This window comes from Proluteimonas luteida (genome assembly GCF_021191695.1).
In the GTDB taxonomy this organism is placed as follows: domain Bacteria; phylum Pseudomonadota; class Gammaproteobacteria; order Xanthomonadales; family Xanthomonadaceae; genus Luteimonas; species Luteimonas luteida.
This window is the reverse complement of sequence record NZ_JAIWPT010000011.1, coordinates 1-19670: the sequence shown is the minus strand read 5'-3', so window position 1 is coordinate 19670 and position 19670 is coordinate 1. Positions and strand designations below refer to the sequence as shown.

14 protein-coding genes and 2 pseudogenes are annotated in these 19670 nt (G+C 68.9%); 8 read left to right on the top strand and 8 right to left on the bottom strand.

What is annotated here, in order from left to right:
- Nucleotides 1-13: 13 nt before the first annotated feature.
- From LDO26_RS10885 to LDO26_RS10870, 4 genes are all read right to left on the bottom strand, one after another.
- On the bottom strand, nt 14-2152 hold the full coding sequence (locus LDO26_RS10885; protein ID WP_232131120.1) for an acetate--CoA ligase family protein: 2139 nt from the start codon (nt 2150-2152) through the stop codon (nt 14-16).
- A gap of 49 nt (nt 2153-2201) precedes the next feature.
- The gene (locus LDO26_RS10880) at nt 2202-3023 is read right to left on the bottom strand and encodes a p-hydroxycinnamoyl CoA hydratase/lyase (RefSeq protein WP_232131119.1); all 822 of its coding nucleotides are present in this window, start codon (nt 3021-3023) and stop codon (nt 2202-2204) included.
- Nucleotides 3024-3099: 76 nt separating this feature from the next.
- The gene (locus LDO26_RS10875) at nt 3100-5349 is read right to left on the bottom strand and encodes a TonB-dependent receptor (protein ID WP_232131118.1); all 2250 of its coding nucleotides are present in this window, start codon (nt 5347-5349) and stop codon (nt 3100-3102) included.
- Nucleotides 5350-5675: 326 nt separating this feature from the next.
- Nucleotides 5676-6953: an MFS transporter gene (locus tag LDO26_RS10870; RefSeq protein WP_232131247.1), complete on the bottom strand. Its 1278-nt coding sequence runs from the start codon at nt 6951-6953 to the stop codon at nt 5676-5678.
- Between the two features lie 282 nt (nt 6954-7235).
- Between LDO26_RS10870 and LDO26_RS10865 the strand changes: the two genes are divergently transcribed.
- Nucleotides 7236-7994 carry a GntR family transcriptional regulator gene (locus LDO26_RS10865; RefSeq protein ID WP_232131117.1) on the top strand — a complete coding sequence of 253 codons (759 nt, stop codon included), beginning with the start codon at nt 7236-7238 and terminating at the stop codon, nt 7992-7994.
- 168 nt (nt 7995-8162) lie between these two features.
- Here LDO26_RS10865 and LDO26_RS10860 read toward each other — a convergent pair.
- Nucleotides 8163-8570 (bottom strand): annotated as a pseudogene (locus LDO26_RS10860) (REP-associated tyrosine transposase); the annotation flags it as partial.
- Nucleotides 8571-8838: 268 nt separating this feature from the next.
- Here LDO26_RS10860 and LDO26_RS10855 point away from each other — a divergent pair.
- Nucleotides 8839-9420, top strand: coding sequence for an HdeD family acid-resistance protein (locus LDO26_RS10855; RefSeq protein WP_232131116.1), 582 nt, complete (start codon nt 8839-8841; stop codon nt 9418-9420).
- A gap of 192 nt (nt 9421-9612) precedes the next feature.
- On the opposite strand, the gene ubiA is transcribed toward LDO26_RS10855, so the two are convergent.
- The 3 genes from ubiA to LDO26_RS10840 form a co-directional block, all read right to left on the bottom strand.
- Complete coding sequence (ubiA, locus tag LDO26_RS10850) at nt 9613-10512, bottom strand: 4-hydroxybenzoate octaprenyltransferase (RefSeq protein WP_232131115.1); 900 nt, start codon at nt 10510-10512, stop codon at nt 9613-9615.
- Nucleotides 10513-10819: 307 nt separating this feature from the next.
- Nucleotides 10820-13084, bottom strand: a complete 2265-nt coding sequence (locus LDO26_RS10845) for a polysaccharide biosynthesis tyrosine autokinase (protein ID WP_232131114.1) — start codon at nt 13082-13084, stop codon at nt 10820-10822.
- A 52-nt stretch (nt 13085-13136) separates the two neighbouring features.
- Nucleotides 13137-13574: a low molecular weight protein-tyrosine-phosphatase gene (locus LDO26_RS10840; protein ID WP_232131113.1), complete on the bottom strand. Its 438-nt coding sequence runs from the start codon at nt 13572-13574 to the stop codon at nt 13137-13139.
- A gap of 185 nt (nt 13575-13759) precedes the next feature.
- Here LDO26_RS10840 and LDO26_RS10835 point away from each other — a divergent pair, with 185 nt between their 5' ends.
- From LDO26_RS10835 to LDO26_RS18230, 6 genes and pseudogenes are all read left to right on the top strand, one after another.
- Complete coding sequence (locus tag LDO26_RS10835) at nt 13760-14131, top strand: hypothetical protein (protein WP_232131112.1); 372 nt, start codon at nt 13760-13762, stop codon at nt 14129-14131.
- A gap of 538 nt (nt 14132-14669) precedes the next feature.
- Entirely contained in the window at nt 14670-15767 is a 1098-nt protein-coding gene (locus LDO26_RS10830) for a polysaccharide biosynthesis/export family protein (protein WP_232131111.1), read from the top strand.
- Between the two features lie 14 nt (nt 15768-15781).
- Nucleotides 15782-16459, top strand: coding sequence for a YjbF family lipoprotein (locus LDO26_RS10825; RefSeq protein WP_232131110.1), 678 nt, complete (start codon nt 15782-15784; stop codon nt 16457-16459).
- Nucleotides 16456-17235, top strand: coding sequence for a capsule biosynthesis GfcC family protein (locus LDO26_RS10820; RefSeq protein WP_232131109.1), 780 nt, complete (start codon nt 16456-16458; stop codon nt 17233-17235). The genes LDO26_RS10825 and LDO26_RS10820 overlap by 4 nt, the downstream gene beginning before the upstream one ends.
- Complete coding sequence (locus tag LDO26_RS10815) at nt 17232-19409, top strand: YjbH domain-containing protein (RefSeq protein WP_232131108.1); 2178 nt, start codon at nt 17232-17234, stop codon at nt 19407-19409. Before LDO26_RS10820 ends, LDO26_RS10815 begins: the two co-directional genes overlap by 4 nt.
- Before the next feature lie 187 nt (nt 19410-19596).
- Nucleotides 19597-19670, top strand: a pseudogene (locus LDO26_RS18230) (DUF1153 domain-containing protein); the annotation flags it as partial.

The window sequence follows — 19670 nt, the reverse complement described above, 5'->3', positions numbered from 1 at the left end:
CCTCCCGTGGGCGTCATTGCGTGCCGTGTGCGCCGTCGCCGCCGCGGCCGACGATCACCGCGTCCAGCGCCACCGCGCCCTGTCCCGCCGGCGCGACGACCAGCGGATTGATGTCGACCTCGAGCACGTCGTCGCGGGCCAGCATCAGGTCGGCCAGCCGGCGCACGACCTGCACCACGGCGGCCACGTCCACCGCGCCGGCGCCGCGTACCCCGTCCAGCAGCGCGGCGCCCTTGAGCCGCCGCAGTTCGCGTTCGATCTGGGCCCCGGTCAGGTCGGCCGCCAGCAGGCGCACGTCCTGCAGCACCTCGATCCAGATCCCGCCCAGTCCGACCAGCAGGACCACGCCCCAGGCCGGATCGCGGCGCGCGCCGACCACCAGCTCCAGGCCGCGCGCCGCCATCGCCTCGACCAGGATGCCGTCGAGCGGGATGTCCGGACAGGCCGCGCCGACCTGCGCCGTCATCGCGTCCCAGGCCGCACGCAGCGCCGCTTCGTCGTGCAGACCGACGGCCACGCCGCCGACGTCGCTCTTGTGGGTCAGCGCGTCGGCCTGGGCCTTGATCACCACCGGCCAGCCGATGCGGTCGGCGATCTCCACCGCCTCGTCCGCGCTCCGTGCCAGGCCGCCCGCCGGTACCGCGATGCCGAGCGCGCGCAGCCACTGCTTGCCCCGGTATTCGGCGATCGGGCCCGCGGGCAGCGGTGCCAGGTCGTCCGCGACCGGCGCCGGCGACGCGCGCAGCGCGGCCGCTTCGACCAGGTCGCGACGCTGGTGCACCCGCGCCATCGCACGCAGCGCGCGGTCGGGCGAACGCAGGAACGGCACGCCGCTGCCGTGCAGCAGTGCCTTGAACTCGTCGCCCAGCGGCGACTCGTCGCCCATGAAGACCAGCGCGACCGGCTTCTCCGAGCGCGCCAGCACCGGCAGGATCGCCTGCCCCTTGTCCAGTTGCTGCTTCGGCGAGCCGCCCATCAGCGCGACCACCAGGCTGCCGACGCCGGGATCGGCCAGCAGCGCCGCGGAGGTGCTGCCGAAGATCTGCGGCTGCTGCATGCCGAGCGTGGTCAGGTCCAGCGGATTGTCGATGGTCGCGTAGCCCGGCAGGATCCCGGCCAGCTGGCTGACGGTCGACGGGGCGAGCGCCGCGGTCGGCAGGCCGAGCGATTCGCAGACATCGATGGCGACGCCGCGGATCGCGCCGGAGTTGGACGACACCGCGATGTCGCCGGCGACGGGCGCCGGGTAGCGCGACAGGATCGCGACGGTGTCGAAGGCCTCGTCCAGCGAGTCGGCCACGACCACCGCCTCGCGCTCGGCCAGGGTGCGCATGACCTCGAAGTCGCCGGCCAGCGCGCCGGTATGCGACTGCGCGGCCTCGCGCGCCTTGGCGCTGCGGCCCGGGTGCACCAGCACGATCGGCTTGCCGGCCTCGCGCGCCCTGGCCGCGATCCCGAGGAACTTCGCCGGCTGGCGCAGCATCTCCACGAACAGCGCCACCACGTCGACCGCATCGCTGTCGATCAGGTAGCCCAGCAGGTCCTCGGCGGTCAGCGCGGCCTCGTTGCCGCTCGACCCGGCGAACACCACGTTCACGCCCTTGGCGAGCAGCGCCTGGCGCAGGTTGCCGGCCATCGCGCCGCTCTGGGTGACGATGCCGACGCGACGCGCCGTACCGGCCTCGCGCGGCTGCACCGCCTCGAACGTCAGTGGCGCGCCGGCCGCGAAGTTCAGCAGCCCCATGCAGTTGGGACCGAGCAACGCGAAACCCGCGTCCAGCGCGGTGCGCGCCAGCAGCGCCTGGGCCTCGGCACCCGCCTCGCCCAGTTCCGCGTAGCCGGACGCGAACACCACCGCCCCGCCGATGCCGCGCCGGATGCAGGCCTCGACCGAGGCCTGCACCCCGGACTGCGGCACGGCCAGGATCGCCGCGTCGATGCCTGCGGGCAGATCGTCGATGCTGCGGTGGCACGGCTGGCCGTCGAGCTCGTCGCGGGTGCGGCTGACGAAATGCAGCGCGCCCGCGTAGCCGAACCGCCGCAGGTTGGTCAGCACCAGGTTGCCGACGCTGCCCGGTTCGGGCGAGGCGCCGACGACGGCGAGCGATCCCGGCGACAGCAGCCGGCCGATGGAAGCATGGGAAATGGACACGGTACTCACTGCGTCAGCGGACAGGATGGAGCGGGAAGTGTCCCCGGACTCACGCTTCCCGGCGATAGGCGCCCAGGCCCGGCCGGTAGCTCTTGTCGTCGAGGAACTGCTTCATCCCGGCATCGCGGCCGCGCTCCGGGTCGTGCAGCATGCCCTGGTCGTTCTTGGCCATCAGGTAATCGGCCGCCTGCTCCCAGGACATCTCCGAGGCGATGCGGTGGGCGATCTTCGCCTGCCGCAGCACGACCGGGTTCTTCTCGATCAGCACCCGCGCCAGCTCCGTCGTCCGCGCGCGCAGCGCCTCGCGCGGCACCGCCTCGTTCACCAGCCCGATCTCGGCCGCGCGCCGGCCATCGAACTTCTCGCCGGTCATGATGTAGTACATCGCCGCGCGCTCGCCGATCACCGACGCCACCGCCCGGCTGACCACACCCGCCGGGATGATGCCCCAGTTGATCTCCGACAGCCCGAACGTCGCGTCCTCGGCCGCGATCGCCAGGTCGCAGGAGATCAGCGGCGTGAACGCGCCGCCGAAGCACCAGCCGTTGACCATCGCGATGGTCGGCTTGGCGAAGTGGCGCAGGCGCCGCCACTGCCAGTCGCCATTGGCGCGGAACAGCTTCACGCGCTCGGCCGGGTCGTTGTCGGTCGCACGGAAGTACTCGCGCAGGTCCATGCCCGCCGAGAACGATTCGCCCGCGCCCGTCAGCACCACGACCTTGACGTCGTCGTCGGTCTCCAGCGCGTCCAGCGCCGCGACCATCCCGTAGACGATCCCGGGATTGATCGCATTGCGCTTCTCCGGGCGGTTGAGCGTCACCCAGGCAATGCCGTCCTCGATCGAGATCTTGACCGGCTCTTCGTTCGACATATCCATCTTCTCCATCGATGTCGCCCGTCTCACAGGCGCTCCACTTAAATATAAGTCTTACTTATATAAATGTCTATCAGAAACTGTACTTGAAGTTGACGAACCACTCCCGCGGCCGCGCCGGGCTGGCGGTGGCGATGTTGGACGCCGACACCACGTCGATCTTGTTGAGGTAGTAGTACTTGTTGAACAGGTTGGTGACTCCCGCCGCGACCTCCCAGTCCGCGTCCCACGGCCGCCAGCTCAGGCGTGCGTTGTAGACGGTCGCGGTCTTGACCTGGCCGGTCAGCGTGTTGGTCGCGTTGGTGTAGAAGCTCGACTGGTAGTTGGTGTCCAGGCGCGGCACCAGCGCGCCGGTGTCGAACGCGAACTCGTACTGCAGGCCCACGGACGCCTTGTACTTGGAGGTGTAGGGCGCAACCATGCCGTAGCGCATGCGCGAGGCCAGCGCGATCTCCGACAGCGACGTGTAGTCGAAGTCCAGCCACGCCAGCGAGCCGTCGATCGACAGTCCCTCGACCGGATAGACCGTGAACTCCAGCTCGGCCCCCTTGACCTCGGCCTCGCCGGCGTTGACCGGCATCGCCGAGGCCGGGAACCCGCCGTAGCCGTTGGTGATCGTGATCAGGATGTCGTCGTAGAGGTTGTAGAACAGCGAGCCGTTGAGGCGGAGGCGGCGGTCCCACAGGTCGGACTTGAAGCCGATCTCGTAGGCATCGAGCTTCTCCGGGCCGAACGGCACGACCTGGGCCGGCACGAAGGGCTTGGGATTGATGCCACCGCCCTTGAAGCCGGTGGCATAGGAGGCATAGAGCATCGTCGAATCGGTCACGTGGAACGAACCGCTGAGGCGGTAGTCCCAGCGGCTTCCGCTGTAGTGGCCCACCTGGCCGTCGATCGCGCTCTGCGGCAGGCCGGTCACCGGGTCGGTCCGGGTGAAGCCGTAGCTCTTGGATTCGTCGGTGAAACGCACGCCGGCGGAGACGTCGAACCGGTCGTTGAAGCGGTAGACCGTGTGCGCGAACGCCGACTTGCTCTTGCTCTGGACCGGATCGTCGTGCAGCGCGAACAGGTTGGGGATCTGCGCGATGCCGGCGAACACGCCCTTGCCGTCGAACAGGTAGGTGCCGATCGTGTAGTCGAGCCTGTCGCCCAGCGCGCTGCCGTTGAAGCGGAACTCCTGGCTGAGCATCCGGTACTCGACGTCCCACGCCTGGGTGTAGAACTCCAGCGGACTGCCGTCGGCGTCCACGCCCCATCCGCCCTCGTAGTCGCGCCAGGCCGAGATCGAGGTCAGCGTGTGGCGGTCGTCGAAGCTGTAGTCGAACTTCAGCGACGCGCCACGCGAGGACATCGTGCTGCGCGGTTGCGCGCGCCAGCCGGTACCGGTGTAGGTGGAATAGTTGACGAACCGCGCGTCGGTCAGGAAGCGCGGGTCGGGGCCGTGCAGCAGCTTCGTCGCCGGCGGCTCCGAGTCGTCCTCGGCCGCATCCAGGATCAGGTTCACCTCCAGCTTCTCCGACGGCAGCCAGCGCAGCGCGGCGCGCACGCCCTGGAAGTCCTGCCCGCCCTCGGTGCCGAGCACGCAGTCGGGCGTGGTGGCCTGCGCCGGCACCCCGGAATCCCGGTTCAGGCAGCCGTAGTCGTAGCGGGTCATGTAGCCGTCGCGCTTCTTGGACACGCCGGAGACGCGCATGAACAGGCTGTCCTCCGCCAGCACCCAGTTGGCCGCCGCGCGCAGGTCGATGCGCGACGACGCGCCGTAGGTCGCCTCGACGAACCCGCCCGGCACCTCGTCCGGCGGACGCGAGTACAGCTTCACCGCGCCGCCGATCGAGTTCTTGCCGGCCAGCGTGCCCTGCGGTCCGCGCAGGATCTCCACGCGCTCCAGGTCGAGCAGGTCGAAGACCGAGCCGAAGATCGTCGGGTGGTAGACGTCGTCGATGTAGATGCCCACGCCCGGCTCCAGCGCGAAGCTGCTGTCGTACTGGCCGATGCCGCGGATCGAGATCGCCGCGCCGCTGCCGTAGTTGCCGACCGCCGGCTTGATGTTCACGTTCGGCGCCGACGCGGCGATGTCGAGCACGCTGGTCTGGCCGCGCGCTTCCATCATTTCCGCGTTGACCGCGCTGATCGCGATCGGCGTCTCCTGCATGCTCTGGGCACGGAACTGCGCCGTGACCTGCACGGTGTCGAGCGTCGTCGCCGAGCTCCTGGCGTGGTCGCCGGATTCGGCGGCCGCTTCCGGATCCTGGGCGGCCACCGCGCCGGCCATGATCGAAAGGGCGATCGCCGCGGCGAGCCTGGTGACGACACGGGGGCTCACTGCCCCGGAACAACGATGATGGACGTTCGACATGCACTCCTCCCAAGGATGCGGAACAACGCGCCACAGGCGACATGCCAGCTGCGCTCAATTTTTATCAGACGCCTTTATATATGTATTACTTTCATGATCAAGCTGCGCTGCAGCATGGTTTCCTGCGGTAGCTGCACATGGCCGGAGCCGCCGGTCGTATCCGGCAGGCCCGCCCCGGCGACCGCCCCCGCGTGCTGTCGATCGCCGGCTTCGCAGGGCCGCGCATGCCGAAGGGCGCGGCCGTCGCCGGCCAGGTGTCCCGGGGTCCCATCGGTGGCGATATCGCGGCGCGGTCAGGCGGTGGCGGAACGGTGGCCCCGGCGCATCGCCAGCACGGCGACGGCCGCAACCAGCAGCGGCACGGAGAACAGGTAGTACAGGCTGCCGGTCCGCCACCCCGCATCCACCAGCACGCCGACGATGGCCGGCGCGAGGATCGCGCCGATGCGGCCGACACCGATGGCCCAGCCCAGTCCGGTGGTGCGCACCGAAGCGTCGTAGACGATCGGCGCGAGCGCGTACAGCCCGGCCATCGAGCCGAACAGGGCGAAACCGATCAGCACCGCCGCGGCGAACGCCGGTGCGAGATCCGAGCTCACGTAGCCGAACAGCGCCAGCGCGGACGCGGTGCCGGCCAGGAAGATCGCGATCAACGCCCGCAACGGGAAACGGGTGGTCAACCAGCCGAACAGGCCGCCACCGGCGATCCCGCCCAGGTTCAGCAACACGCCGCCGGTAATGCCCTGGCCCGACGACATGCCGGCGTCGACCAGCAGCTTGGGCGTCCAGCTGAGCACGAAATAGGTGCCGAACATCAGCATGAAGAACGCCAGCGCGATCAGCACCGTCGTGCGCAGCAAGGCGGGCGAGAACAGTTTCGCGTAGCCCGTGCGCGCGCCTGCCGCGACCAGGACCGGATCCGGCAGCGCATCGCGCTGCGGCAGGTGCATGCGTGCCAGCAGCCGGTTCAGGCGCGGCAATGCCCCGGCCGGACGTCGCGTCACCAGGAAGTCCAGCGACTCGGGGAGGTAGCGCAGCACCAGCGGGACGACCAGCAGCGACGCCAACGCACCGCCGGCGAACACCGAACGCCAGCCCCACCACTGGATCAGCCACACCGCCAGGATGCCGCCGATGGTCGCGCCGATCGGATAGCCGATCGAATACAGCGCCAGCGACAGGCTGCGGTACCTGTCGGAGGAATACTCGGCGGCGATCACCCCGACGCTGGCCAGCATGCCGCCGATCCCGAGGCCGGTGACGACGCGCAGCGCGGCGAGCTGGCCCACGTTCTGGGCGAACGCGGAGGCGAACATGCCGGCGGTGATGATCGCCATGCTTGCCAGGATGATCGCGCGGCGGCCGTAGCGGTCCGCCAACGGCGCCAGGAACAGCGACCCGCCCGCCATGCCGAACAGGCCGGCGCTCAGCGTCAGGCCGATCTCCGAGCCCGACAGTCCCCACTCGTCGGCCACGTGCGAGGCGGTGAACGCCATGACCATCACGTCGAAGCCGTCGAGCACGTTCAGCAGCACGCAGATCGCGATCGCCGTCCACTGGAACCGGCTCATCGTCCGCAGTTCGATGGCGCCCGCCTGCCCTGCTGTTGCTGCCACGTTTCGTGCTCCGGTGGTGCGCTGTCCCCGCCCGGCCGGGCGGCATGTCCGCGCGCCCGCCCCAGCCATGCAGCGCGCGCCCGGCATCTATATACAGATGCCTTACATATGTCATGCTGCGATGCACCAGGGTGGCCGGAGGCGCGCGCCGTGCGCCGGGGCATGGACACGCCCGGTGGCCCACCGCATGATGCCGCGCGGAAGGCGCATGCCACCGCGTGCCCGGAACCGCTGCCGATGCCCGCTACCGAATACCCGCCCAGGAACGCGAACCCGCAGACCACGCGCGCCCTGCTCGAGCTGCGCGAACTGATCCTCAGCGGCGAACTCCAGCCCGACGAACGCCTGTCGGAACTGGCGATCGTCGACCGGCTGGGCGTGTCCCGCACGCCGGTGCGCGCGGCACTGCTCAGGCTGTCGGAAGAGGGCCTGCTGGACGACCTTCCGGGCGGCGGCTTCGCGGTGAAGTCGTTCACCGAGCGCGACGTCCACGACGCGATCGAACTGCGCGGCACGCTCGAAGGCATGGCGGGCCGCTTCGCGGCCGAGCGCGGCGCCGACCCGCCGCTGATCGCCGAGGCCCGGGACGTGGTCGCGCAGATCGACGCCATCATCGACGGCGTCGGCCGCAACCAGGCCGACTTCGCCCGCTACGTGGAACTCAACGAACGCTTCCATAGCCTGCTGATCCGCATGTCTGGCAGCGACCTGCTGGCGCGCGAGTTCGAGCGGATGACCCGCCTGCCGTTCGCCTCACCCAGCGGATTCGTGCGCGCGCAGGCGCTCGCGCCGGAATCCAGGCTGATCCTGACCATCGCCCAGGAACAGCACCGCGCGGTGCTCGAGGCGATCGAGATGCGCCAGGGCGCGCGCGCCGAAGGCCTGATGCGCGAACACGCACGGCTGGCGCATCGCAACCTGCGCTACGCGCTGCGCAACGGCGACGCGATCCGGCACGTCAAGGGTGGCGGACTGATCCGCAACGCGGGCGATTGACCCGCAGGCACGCAGGTCGGGGCAACGCCCCCGACGACGGGCACCGCGCGCGTCGGCCGCGTAGGGCCGACCTACGACCATGGCGCGGAGATGTTCCGGTTCGCACGCGCCCCAATCGGGGGGATAGCGACCGCGCGCGCGCCAGGCCCCGAGGCTCGACCATCGCCAGTCGCCCGCGATTGCGACCAGACCATGCTTGACCGGATTGAAATGCAGGTAATCCAGGTGCCGGTCGAAATCACCGGCATCCCGGACGATGTGGTCGTAATAGCGCCGCTGCCATAGACGCCCGCCGGAAGGCACCATGACAGGCAGGCATGCGCTTGCCGTCTGCTTGAAGCAGCCGACGAGCGCCGGAACGGCAACCCCGCGCTCCGGGCTCAGCAACAGGTGCAGATGATCGTCCAGAAGGACATGCCCGTGATGGCGAAAAGGATGGCGCAGGCGCGTCATGCGCAAAGCCTCGAGCAAGGTCGACTTCACGTCGTCTCCGGCCAGCCAGTGGCGCCGTTCGGCAGCAACCAGCGTCAGGAACACGGTCTGCCCTTCCGAGAAATTGCGGCGATAACGAGGCATGCGTCCAGCATCGGCGTCCACAGCCGGCCGGACCATCGGAGTTCGACCGGTTCGAGCGTCAGGACAACCCACGAATCACGTAGGTCGGGGCAACGCCCCCGACGTCGGGCATCGCGCACGTCGGCCGCGTGGGGCCGACCTACGGGCACGGCGCGGAGATATGCCGCATGGGTCGTGGCAACGCCCCCGGCGACCGGCGTCTACACACGCACACCACAAACCCGGGAGGAGCATTCAGGTTGTCGATTTCCCCCAACGGAGCACTTCCATGAATACCCGGACCTCACAGGACGCCGATCCGCTGCCGGACCTGCTGTCGCCACTCGCCCGTGACTGGTGGGTGGTGCTGCTGTACGGCGTGATCGCCATCGTCTTCGGCCTCGTCGCACTGTTCTCTCCCGTCGGCACCGCGGTCGCGCTGGCCTGGGCGATCGGCGTCATGGCGCTGGCCGAAGGCATCGTCAGCATCGTCGCGCTGTTCTCCAAGGACCCGCCGATGTCCAAGGGCCTGCTGCTGGTGTACGCGGTGGCCTCGATCTCGTTCGGCCTGTGGACCGTGTTCAGCCCCGGCATCACCGCCATCGCGCTGTTGCTGCTGATCGGCGCCTGGCTGATCGTCGGCGGCATCTTCCGGATCGTGTTCGCGATCCGCGCGCGCAAGGAGATCGAAGGCGAATGGCTGCTCGCGCTCGGCGGCGTGCTCGGCATCGTCCTCGGCGTCCTGTTCGCGCTGGATCCGCTGGGCGGCCTGTTCGTGACCACGCTGTGGATCGGCGCGGGCGCGCTGGTCTACGGCGTGGTCCAGATCGTGGCCGCGTTCAAGCTGCGCAAACACCGCGTCGCAGCGTAGGCCGGCCTGCGGAAACATGCGCGTCGGCCGCGTGGGCGACATACACGCATGATGCGGAGATGATGCCCGTAGGTCGGGGCGACGCCCCCGACGCCGGGCATCGCGCACGTCGGCCGCATGGGGCCGACCTACGGGACGACAGGCGCTTGCTGGTCCATGTGCCCCCGCCGCATCCCCGCCGACGAGCCGCGCTCAGCGCAGCGCAAAATCGGCGGCGATGCCGGCGAAGATCGCCAGGCCGACCCAGTGGTTGTGCAGGAAGGCGCGGAAGCAGGCGTCGCGGTCGCGATGCCGGGCGATGACGAATTCCCAGGCCACCAGCAGCAGGGCGACGCCCAGGCCGGCCCAGTAGTACACGCCCAGTCCCGCGGCGCGCCCGACCAGCGCCAGCGCCGCGAACGCCAGCGCATACAGCACGCTCTGGGCGACCAGGTCCAGCTCGCCGAACAGGATCGCGGTCGATTTCGAACCGGCGCGGATGTCGTCGTCACGATCGACCATCGCGTACCAGGTGTCGTAGGCCGTCGCCCAGAAGATGTTGGCGACGTACAGCACCCAGACCACCGGCGGCACGGTGCCCTGCACCGCCGCGAACGCCATCGGGATGCCCCAGCCGAACGCCAGCCCCAGGTAGACCTGCGGCAGATAGGTGTGGCGCTTGAGATAGGGATAGCTCGCCGCAAGCGCGACGCCGACGACGCTCATCAGGATCGTCAACCGGTTCAGCGTCAGCACCAGCGCGAACGCGGCCAGCATCAGCACCGCGAACACCGCCAGCGCCTCGCGGCCACGCACCGCGCCGGTCGCGAGCGGCCGGTCCTTCGTGCGCTCGACCAGGGGATCCAGCCAGCGGTCGGCGTAGTCGTTGATCACGCAGCCGGCCGAACGCGTCAGCCAGACCCCGGCCGAGAACACGAACAGGATCCACAACGGCGGCACCCCGTCGGCCGCCAGCCACAGCCCCCACCATGTCGGCCACAGCAGCAACAGCCAGCCGATGGGCCGGTCGCCACGGACCAGCTTCCAGTACTGGCCCAGCCGCTCGCGCCAGCGCGGGACGATGGGGGCGGCATAGCGTTCGTAGTCGTGCATGGCGGGGAAAGGTTAACAGGCGGGCGCGGGTGGCGGATTGCGTCCCCTCCGGGGAGAAGCGCCCTTACCCGCGAAAGGGCGCAATGCCCTCAGGCGGGAGAGGTGGAGATTCTCGCGGCGGAAAAAAGTCAGACCCTTCTCCCGCATGCGGGACTACGTGCCCTCCGGGGTAGAAGGTGCCCAGAGGGCGGATGAGGGCGCTCTGCACGCCCGGCCAACAATTACCCTCACCCGTGAAGGCCGCAATGCCCGCATGCGGGAGAGGTGTGGATTCGACGACTATCCGGGGCCTAATCGATTGATCCGATCAGGCCTTGGCCTTGCCATCGGCCGAGCCGTACTCGTAGTAGCCGTAGCTGTAGTATCCGGTCGCGCGCTTTTCCACAGCGTTGAAGATCACGCCCTTGACCTGCACGCCGTTCTGTTCGAACCGCTTCCTGGTCAACAGGATCTCCTTGGGCTGGTTGACGCCGAAACGGGTCACCAGCAGGTTGGAGCCCGCATGGCTGGCGACGATCGCCGCGTCGGTGACCGCCAGCACCGGCGGGGTGTCGACGATGACGATGTCGTACTGGGCCGCCAGCGTGTCCAGCAACTGGCCGAAGCGCGGGTGCATCAGCAGCTCCGACGGGTTGGGGGGGATATCGCCGCGGACCATGTAGTGCATCGCGTCCAGCCCCGGCACCGGGTGGACCGCGGCCGCCACGTCGAGCTTGCCGACCAGCACGTCCGACAACCCGTTGGCCGGCTGCAGGCCCAGCACCTTGTGCAGGGTGCCGCGGCGCATGTCCGCATCGATCACCAGCACCTTCTGCCCGGCCTGGGCGATGACCGCGGCCAGGTTGGCCGACACGAAGGTCTTGCCGACACCGGGACGCGGACCGGAGATCGTCAGGATGTTGTTCTTCGCTTCGAGCATCGCGAAATGCAGGCTGGTGCGCAGGCTGCGGATCGCCTCGACCGCAAGGTCCGCAGGCGCGTTGACCGCGAGCAGGTGCTGGCGACCATCGCCACCACCGCGATGGTGTCCGCCGCGTTTGCGTCCGCGACCAAGCCTGCGCGGCTGCGTATCGATCTGCACGTCCCGGGCGTCGCTGAGCGGAATCGCCGCATAGACCGGCAGGCCGAGTTCCTCGATCTGCGCCGGGTCCTCGATGCCGGGATTCATGATCCGCTGCAGGAATACCAGGCCCACCGACAGGAAACCGCCGAGCAGGGTGCCGACCAGCACGATCAGCGACTTGCGCGGCTTGACCGGGCGCGAGGTGTCGACCACCGCCGGGTCGACGATGCGCACGTTGCCGACGGTGCCGGCGCGCGCGACGTCCAGCTGCTGCGCCTGGTTCAGCAGCCCGGTGTAGAGCTCGTTGCTGACCTGCAGGTCGCGGGTGAGCCGCAGCAGTTCCTGCTGAGTGTCCGGCAGCAGACCGACCTCGCGACGGAAGCCGGCCTTGCGGCTTTCCAGTTCGCCGATCTGGCTCAGCAACGCGCGGTAGGCCGGATGCTCGCGGGTGAAACTGCGGTCCATCTCCGCCTGCTTGAGGCGCAGTTGCTGGATGCTGGTCTCGACCGCGACCTCCTGCTGCAGCAGCCCCTGGGTCTGCATAGTGATGTCGACCGAGTGCGCCTTGGTCTGGTAGGCGTTCATCGCCGACTGCGCGGCCTCGACCTGCTGGCGCACCGTCGGCAGCTGCTCACGCACGAACTCCAGCTGCGACGCCGCCTCGGCTGAATTGCGCTCCACGTTCTGGCGCACATAGGCCGACGCCACGTGCTGCAGGAACGACTCGGCGAAGCGCGGGTTCGGGCTTTCGAACAACAACCGCAGGATGCCCGACTCCCTGCCCTGCTCCGACGCCTTCACCTGCTGCTGGAAGCCGGTGACGACATCCAGCCGGCGCAGCCTGGTGACATGGAAGCGCGTGCCCGGATTGGCGCGCAATGCCGCCACCTGCAGCTTCACCCCGGCGCCCTCGGCGTCCTCGCCGACGCGGCCTTCGAGCAGGACCTCGCCATCGGGATCCAGCAGCGCGAACCGCGAGGGATCCTCGCCGGCCTGCAGCGTCAGCGCCTTGCCGAGCAAATGCGCCGGGACCTCGAGCCCCATGACATCCAGCTGCTCGCCGCCCCAGCCGTAGCTGTCGAAGCCCAGCCGGGGCGCGGCCACCGCATCCGGGGTGTCCGGGCTGAAACGGCGGGCAAGGAAATCGCCGACCAGCGGGAACCGGTACGGCTCGACAACGATGTCGGCCTTCAGCTCGTCGACCGCCGCGCCGATGACCGCGCGCGAGGTGATCAGGGCGACCTCGGTCGTCGCGGCCGAGCTGGTCCCACCCATGCCCAGCGACGACAGCTCGGACAGGCCCGGCAGCGCCGGCAGCTTCGATTCCACCTGCACCATCGACTGCGCCTGGTAGACCGGGGTGGCCAGCAGCGCATAGGCCACGCTGACCACGAAGAACAGCGCGGTGATGCCTGCGATCCACCATTTGCGGTCGATCAGGATGCCGGCCAGCTCGCGCAGGTCGATCTCGTCGTCGTCCCTGACAGGTGTACTCATGTCCTTGCTCATTGCGTGGAAGTTCTCTCGAAGGTGATGCCCGCGGGGGACGCGGGACGGTAGGCTAACGGATGTAGGGCCTCCAGCCGGCGACACAGTCGTCGACCAGACGCAGGACGTGCTCGAACGCGGGGCGCTGCTGGCGATAGGGGTCCGGAATATCGATGTCGCCCCGCCATTTGCCCAGCTGCAGCACCTTGCCGCTGGCCTGCGGCGCCTCGCGCAGGATGCGGGCGTGATGGGCACGCTCCATCACCAGCACCAGATCGGCCTCGGCCAGCATCGCCGGGGTCAACTGGCGCGCCCGGTGCGCATCGGGATCAAGGCCGCGCCCGCGCATCAGCTCGGCGGCCATCGGGTCTATCGGATGGCCGTCCAAGGCCTGCAGGCCCGCCGAGGCGCAGGTCACGTCGTCCCGGCGCAGCGCGTCGCGCATCACGATTTCCGCCATCGGGCTGCGGCAGATATTGCCGATACAGACGAACAGGATCCTGCGAAACACCCGAACTCCTCTACACCGCCCAAGCCATGGCTGGCTGCCAGCATAACGGAGCGTTCACGGCAAAGGGGGGCACCGACCACAATTTCTGATGCGATGCAGCAAACTTCTTGACACTGGCAATTCCAGTCCGTACGTTTGGTGGTGAAAAGGACCAGACCCCCTGGCTTGTACGGTTGGAGACCCTCATGCGCAACGCAACCCGACTGATCGCGACTCTCGCCCTGTGTGGCGGCACCATCACCGGATTCGCCGCGCCGCAGGCGTTGGCCCAGGATCCCGCCACCGCGGTCGGGACCGAACCCGTCGAGGCACCGGTGGAAGTAGCCGAAGAAGAGGCCGCGCTGGAAGGCAGTACCGCAGGTACCCAGGCCGCAACCGGCACCGGACTGAGCACCGGCGCAACGATCGGCATCATTGGCGGCAGCGTCGCTGCCGGTGCAGCACTGCTCAACAACAGTGGCAACAGCCGCGGCGAGTACACCGGCGGTGGCAACGATGGCGGCGGCGGTACCGGTGGTACCGGCGGCACGGGTGGTACCGGCGGCACGGGCGGCTGACCGCGTCAGGCACAATCGAGACACGACCCGCCGGGGTTTCCCGGCGGGTTTTTTTACACCCGCCATCCTTGGCGGGCGCCCCTCGGGTCATCGCTGACGCAATGCCAGAACCGCTCCCGGCAATTTCCTGCGGTCCGTGCCGGAGCGCAGGGCGGGTCTCGACCCGCCAAACCGGCCGACACGATGGCGGGTCAAGACCCGCCCTGCGCCCTGGCGCGGCGATGCGGGCAGCCGTTCGCCTGCGCCCGACTTTCGACGGCGCTTTTCCTCCGCTCCCCTCCAGCATGAAAAATTGGTTTTTCTCCGATTCCCGGGATTCCTCGACCGTAGGTCGGGGCAACACCCCCGACGCCAGGACACGTCGAACGAGCCAGGCACGTCGGCCGCGCGGGGTCGACCTACGCAAAATCGGGGCTGATCCACCGTTCCGTGGCAGCCACCTTCCCGGACCAATGCGTGATGATGTAAAAAACGCGCCCGGCAATTTTTTGTGGATGGCAGGAACGCCACCCGTTTGCGTCACTTTGAGGACCCGTCAATGAAGCTGTCGTCGCGCTCTGCCGTCATCGCCCTGTCCGTCACGCTCGGCCTGTCCGGCTGCATCTGGTCCCCGGGCCAGCACATGGCCCGCTCCGGCGGCAGCGACACCGGCATCCGGACTGTCGGCAACGACCAGCTCGACCTGATCCCCATCACCCCCAAGCTGATCGCGATGGAACGCGCCAGCCGGGTCGATGCACACGCACTACCGCCCGCGCTGGCCGACTGGCGCCCGTCCGACTACACCATCGGCCCTGGCGACGTGCTCTACATCACCGTCTGGGACCATCCGGAGCTGACCGTCCCCGCCGGCGCCCAGCAGCAGCTCAACGCCGCCGGCCGCCACGTGCAGGCCGACGGCAACCTGTTCTACCCGTATATCGGCACGGTCAAGGCGGCCGGCCAGACCCCGGAGCAGCTACGTCAGGCAATCACCACCCGGCTTGCGCGCTATATCGAATCGCCGCAGGTGGACGTGTCCATCCTGACCTACGCCAGTCAGCGGGTCTGGGTGACCGGCGCCGCCGCCAACGCGGCCACGGTGCCGCTGACCACCGTGCCGCTGACCCTCAACGATGCGATCAGCCAGTCCGGCATCAACCCCACCCAGGCCGACCTGTCGGGCCTGCGCCTGACCCGCGACGGCGTGACCTACACGCTGGACCTCGACCAGCAGGCGCGCGACGCGATCTACCTGCGCGACGGCGACCACCTGTACATCCCGTTCCTCGACGCCAAGGAAGTGTTCGTGGTCGGCGAGGTCATGCAGCCCGGTGCGCTGGACTTCCGCACCGGCAGCATCAGCCTGAGCCAGGCCATCGGCCGCGCGCGCGGGTTGGCGCAGATCAGCGCGAGCGGCAACGCGGTCTACGTGATCCGCGGCAGCCGCGACCTGGAAACCGCACCGTCGGTGGTCTACCAGCTGGAGGCGAAGTCGCCGGCCGCGTTCGCGGTCGCCAGCCAGTTCGAACTGCTGCCCGGCGACGTGGTGTTCGTCGGCGCCGCCGGCATCACCCGCTGGAACCGCTTCGTGACCCAGCTGCTGCCGTTCTCCAGCATCATCCGCAACGCCGCCGGCACCAGCAACGACATCTGACGGGCAAGCCCGGCATGTCGCGCCCCCACCGCAACGGCCCGCGCACGGCCGCCCGCCTGTTTCGCATCGGCATCGTTGCCGCACTTGTGCTGCTGGCCGCCGGCTGCACGTCGATGGCGCGCAGCAGCGCCGATGCCTTGCGCATGGTCGTCAAGCGCGACCTCCGGATCACCCCGGAGCAGGTGGCCGCCAACCGCTACGCGCAGATCCGCGTCGACGGCCCCGACGGGGCCGCGCTGCTGGTGCTGGGCAACGACGACGCCGGCCTAACCTCCTGGTACGCCCCCGGCCGGATCGTGTTCCTTCGCAACGGCGTCATCGCCGGTAGCCATGGGTATCCGCAGGACGCGACCGACATCCGCCTGCTGGGCGACGACCCGTTCGCCCGGCTCGACGAAGTGACCACCGCCACCACGCTGCGCCGCTACGACTGGATGCCGGGCTATCGCTACGGGGTGGAGGTGCAGGGCCAGCTGCGCCGCGGCGCGATCGAGGACATCGAGATCCTCGGCAGCCGGCACCATCTGCAGCGTTTCGACGAGGTGCTGACCGGACCCGGTGTCGAAGCGACCAACGTCTACTGGGCCGAGCCCGACACCGGGCTGATCCGACGCAGCCGGCAGTTCGTCGCCCCCGGCACGGAACTGGACATCACCGTGCTCCGGCCGTACCGGCCCAGGAGCACGCGATGACGCGCCTGCTGGCCATCGCGACGCTGCTGGCGGCCTGCACGCTGGCCACCGCGCAGGCGCAGGCGCCGGCGCGCGTCAGCGTAGAAGGCGCCGTCCACACCGCCGACACGTTCACCGTGCCGCCGGGCGGGCGCCTGTCGGCGGCCGCGCTTGCCGCCGCGCCCACGCCCGAGGCCTATCCCACCGGCGCGATGCTGCTGCGCAGGCAGGCACTGCAGCCGCAGGTCCGGCTCAAGGCCGGCCTGGCACACGACCTTGCGGAACTGCAGCGCGACACGGACGACCCCGCCTTGCGCGCCATTGCCGCCGACTTGGCCGCCTGGCTGGTCACGGCTCCGGTCACCGGTCGCGTCCGCACCGAACTGGAACCCCGCCGGCTCGAGTTCATGCCGGAGGCCGATTTCCCGGCCGCCGATGGCGACCGCATCGTCTACCCCCTGCGGCCGGCGACCATCCGCATCGTCGGCGCCGTCGTCACGCCCTGCGAATTGCCCCACGCCCCAATGCGCGACGCGCGCGATTACCTCGCCCGCTGCCCCACCCGCGCCGCCGACCGCGACTGGCTGTACATCGTGCAGCCCGACGGCGAGGTGCACCGGCTCGGCATCGCCAGCTGGAACCGCAGCCCGCCGCAGGCACTGGCTCCCGGCGCAGTGCTGTACGTTCCGCTGCCCGAGCGCGCCCTGCGCAAGCTCGACGGCGACTTCAACGCCGAATTCGCGGCGTTTCTCGCCACCCAGCCCCCAAGCCCCCCCGCAGGCGGACCGACGCCATGATCCGGACCCGCCCTCGCCCCCCGCGCAGGCTGGCGCTTTGCGCTCTGGGCCTGGCCGTCAGCGGCAGCCTGCACGCACAGGACATGGTGACCCAGAGTGACTGGGGCGGCGCCGGCCTGCTGCAGACCCCGACCGCGCGCATGGAGCCCGAAGGCCAGATCAGCCTGACCGGCAGCTACACCTCGCCGTATGCGCGCTACAACCTGTCCATGCAGCCGTTCCCGTGGCTGGAGGGCTCGTTTCGCTACATGTCGATCAACAACCGGCGCTATGGCCGCCCCGAGCTCAGCGGCGACCAGAAGTTCAAGGACAAGTCGCTCGACTTCAAGATCCGGCTGTGGGAGGAAAGCCACCGCCTGCCCGAAATCGCCTTCGGCATGCGCGACGTCGGCGGTACCGGCCTGTTCTCCAGCGAATACCTGGTCGCCAACAAGCGCTTCGGCAATTTCGACGTCAGCCTTGGCCTTGCCACCGGCTATATCGGCAACCGCGGCGACATCGCCAATCCTCTGCGGTTGATCGACGATCGCTTCGAGACGCGGCCCATTCCGTTTCCCGACATCACCCAGGCCGGCCGCCGCGGCGGCGATATCTTCCGGGGTCCGATCGGCGTGTTCGGTGGCGTCAGCTGGCAGACACCGCTGGAGCAGTTGCTGGTCAAGGTGGAACTGGACGGCAACGACTACGAGCGCGAACCCCAAGGCAACAACCAGGTACAGGACGCCCCGATCAATATCGGGCTCGTCTACCGCCCGCGCCCCGGCATCGAGCTGACCGCCGGCATCGAGCGCGGCAATACCGCGGTCTTCGGCCTGAGCCTCAACGGCAACCTGAAGAACGCCCGCAGCAATGCCCCGCTGCTGGACCGTCCTGCCCCGGCGCTGGCGCGCCACGCCAATGCCGTCCCGGCGTCGCCGGCCAACGCCGACGACGATACAGAAAGCCCGGGCACACAGGCCGCCGTCATCGACTGGTCCGGCATTGCCGACCAGCTGCAAAGCGAAGCCGGCATCGGCGTCTCGCGCATCACCCGCCGCGACCGCGAACTGATCGTCCATGGATCTCAGAACCGCTACTTCTTCGGCGCCCAGGGCGTGGGCCGCGGCAGCCGCGTGCTCGACAACGCGCTGCCCGGCGACGACAGCATCGAGTGGTTCACCTTTGCCCACGAACGTGTGGGCATGCCGATAGCCGAGACCAGCGTGGAACGCCAGGCCTTCGCCGACTACGTGGAGCGGCGCATCGATCTGGACACGCTCGCACGCAAGGTGGAACTGAACCCGCCGGCCCAGCAGCACCGCGAGGAGGTGTACCGCGCCCCGTTGGAGCGCTTCCAGTACGGAATCGGCCCCGGCTACCAGCAGGTCATGGGCGGCCCCGACGCCTTCATCCTGTACCAGTTCAGCGCCAACCTCCACGCCAATTGGCGCTTCAGCCGCCACACCTGGCTGGACGGCACCGTCAGCTACGACCTGCTCAACAACTTCGACAAGTTCCGCTACGACGCGCCCACCAACCTGCCACGCGTGCGCACCTGGCAGCGCCAGTACCTGACCACGTCGAAGCTCACCGTGCCCACGCTGCAATTGACCACCGCGCACCAGCTGGGCCGGGACTGGTACGGCATGGCCTATGCCGGCTACCTGGAATCCATGTACGGCGGCGTGGGCGGAGAAGTGCTGTACCGCCCGTTCGGCGAACGCTGGGCCGTGGGCCTGGACGTCAACCAGGTGCGCCAGCGCAACTTCAACCAACGTGCCGGCTTCCGCGACTACGAGATCACCACCGGCCACGTCACCGGCTATTTCACCTTCGGCCGCGAACAGCGCGTGCAGGCCCTCGTCAGCGCCGGCAAGTACCTGGCCGGCGACATCGGCGCCACCGTCAACGTCGCCCGCCGCTTCGACAATGGCGTGACCATGGGCGCCTGGGCCACCAAGACCAACATCTCATCGGCCACCTTCGGCGAAGGCAGCTTCGACAAGGGCATCTACTTCTCTGTACCCATGGACTTCCTGCTGCCGCGCCCGACCCGTGCCCGCGCCAATATCGTGTGGCAGCCGCTGTTCCGCGACGGCGGCGCCAAGCTGGTGCGTCGCTACTCGCTCTACAGCCTGCTTGGCGAACGGGATGGGGAGTTCCTATTTGACAATCTCGATTGGATCGATCGCTAGTCAGGCGCCCCCCCGTCTCACTGCCACTGCCTGAGCATTTCTTTCTGGCGACCGTGTGTCGTCCCTGAAGAATTCATTTCAACCTGCGGTTGCCATCCCCATCAGCCGCGGACCTGCGTACGGTAATCCCCCCGTGTAATGACCCACTGATTTCCTGCTCAGGTGTTACTTTCCGAAGGAGACACCGATGAGCCAAGTGATGGACGAAGAGATCAAGCGTTGGACGGCGCGGCGCAAGTCGGCGCTGGTGCTGGAGATCAT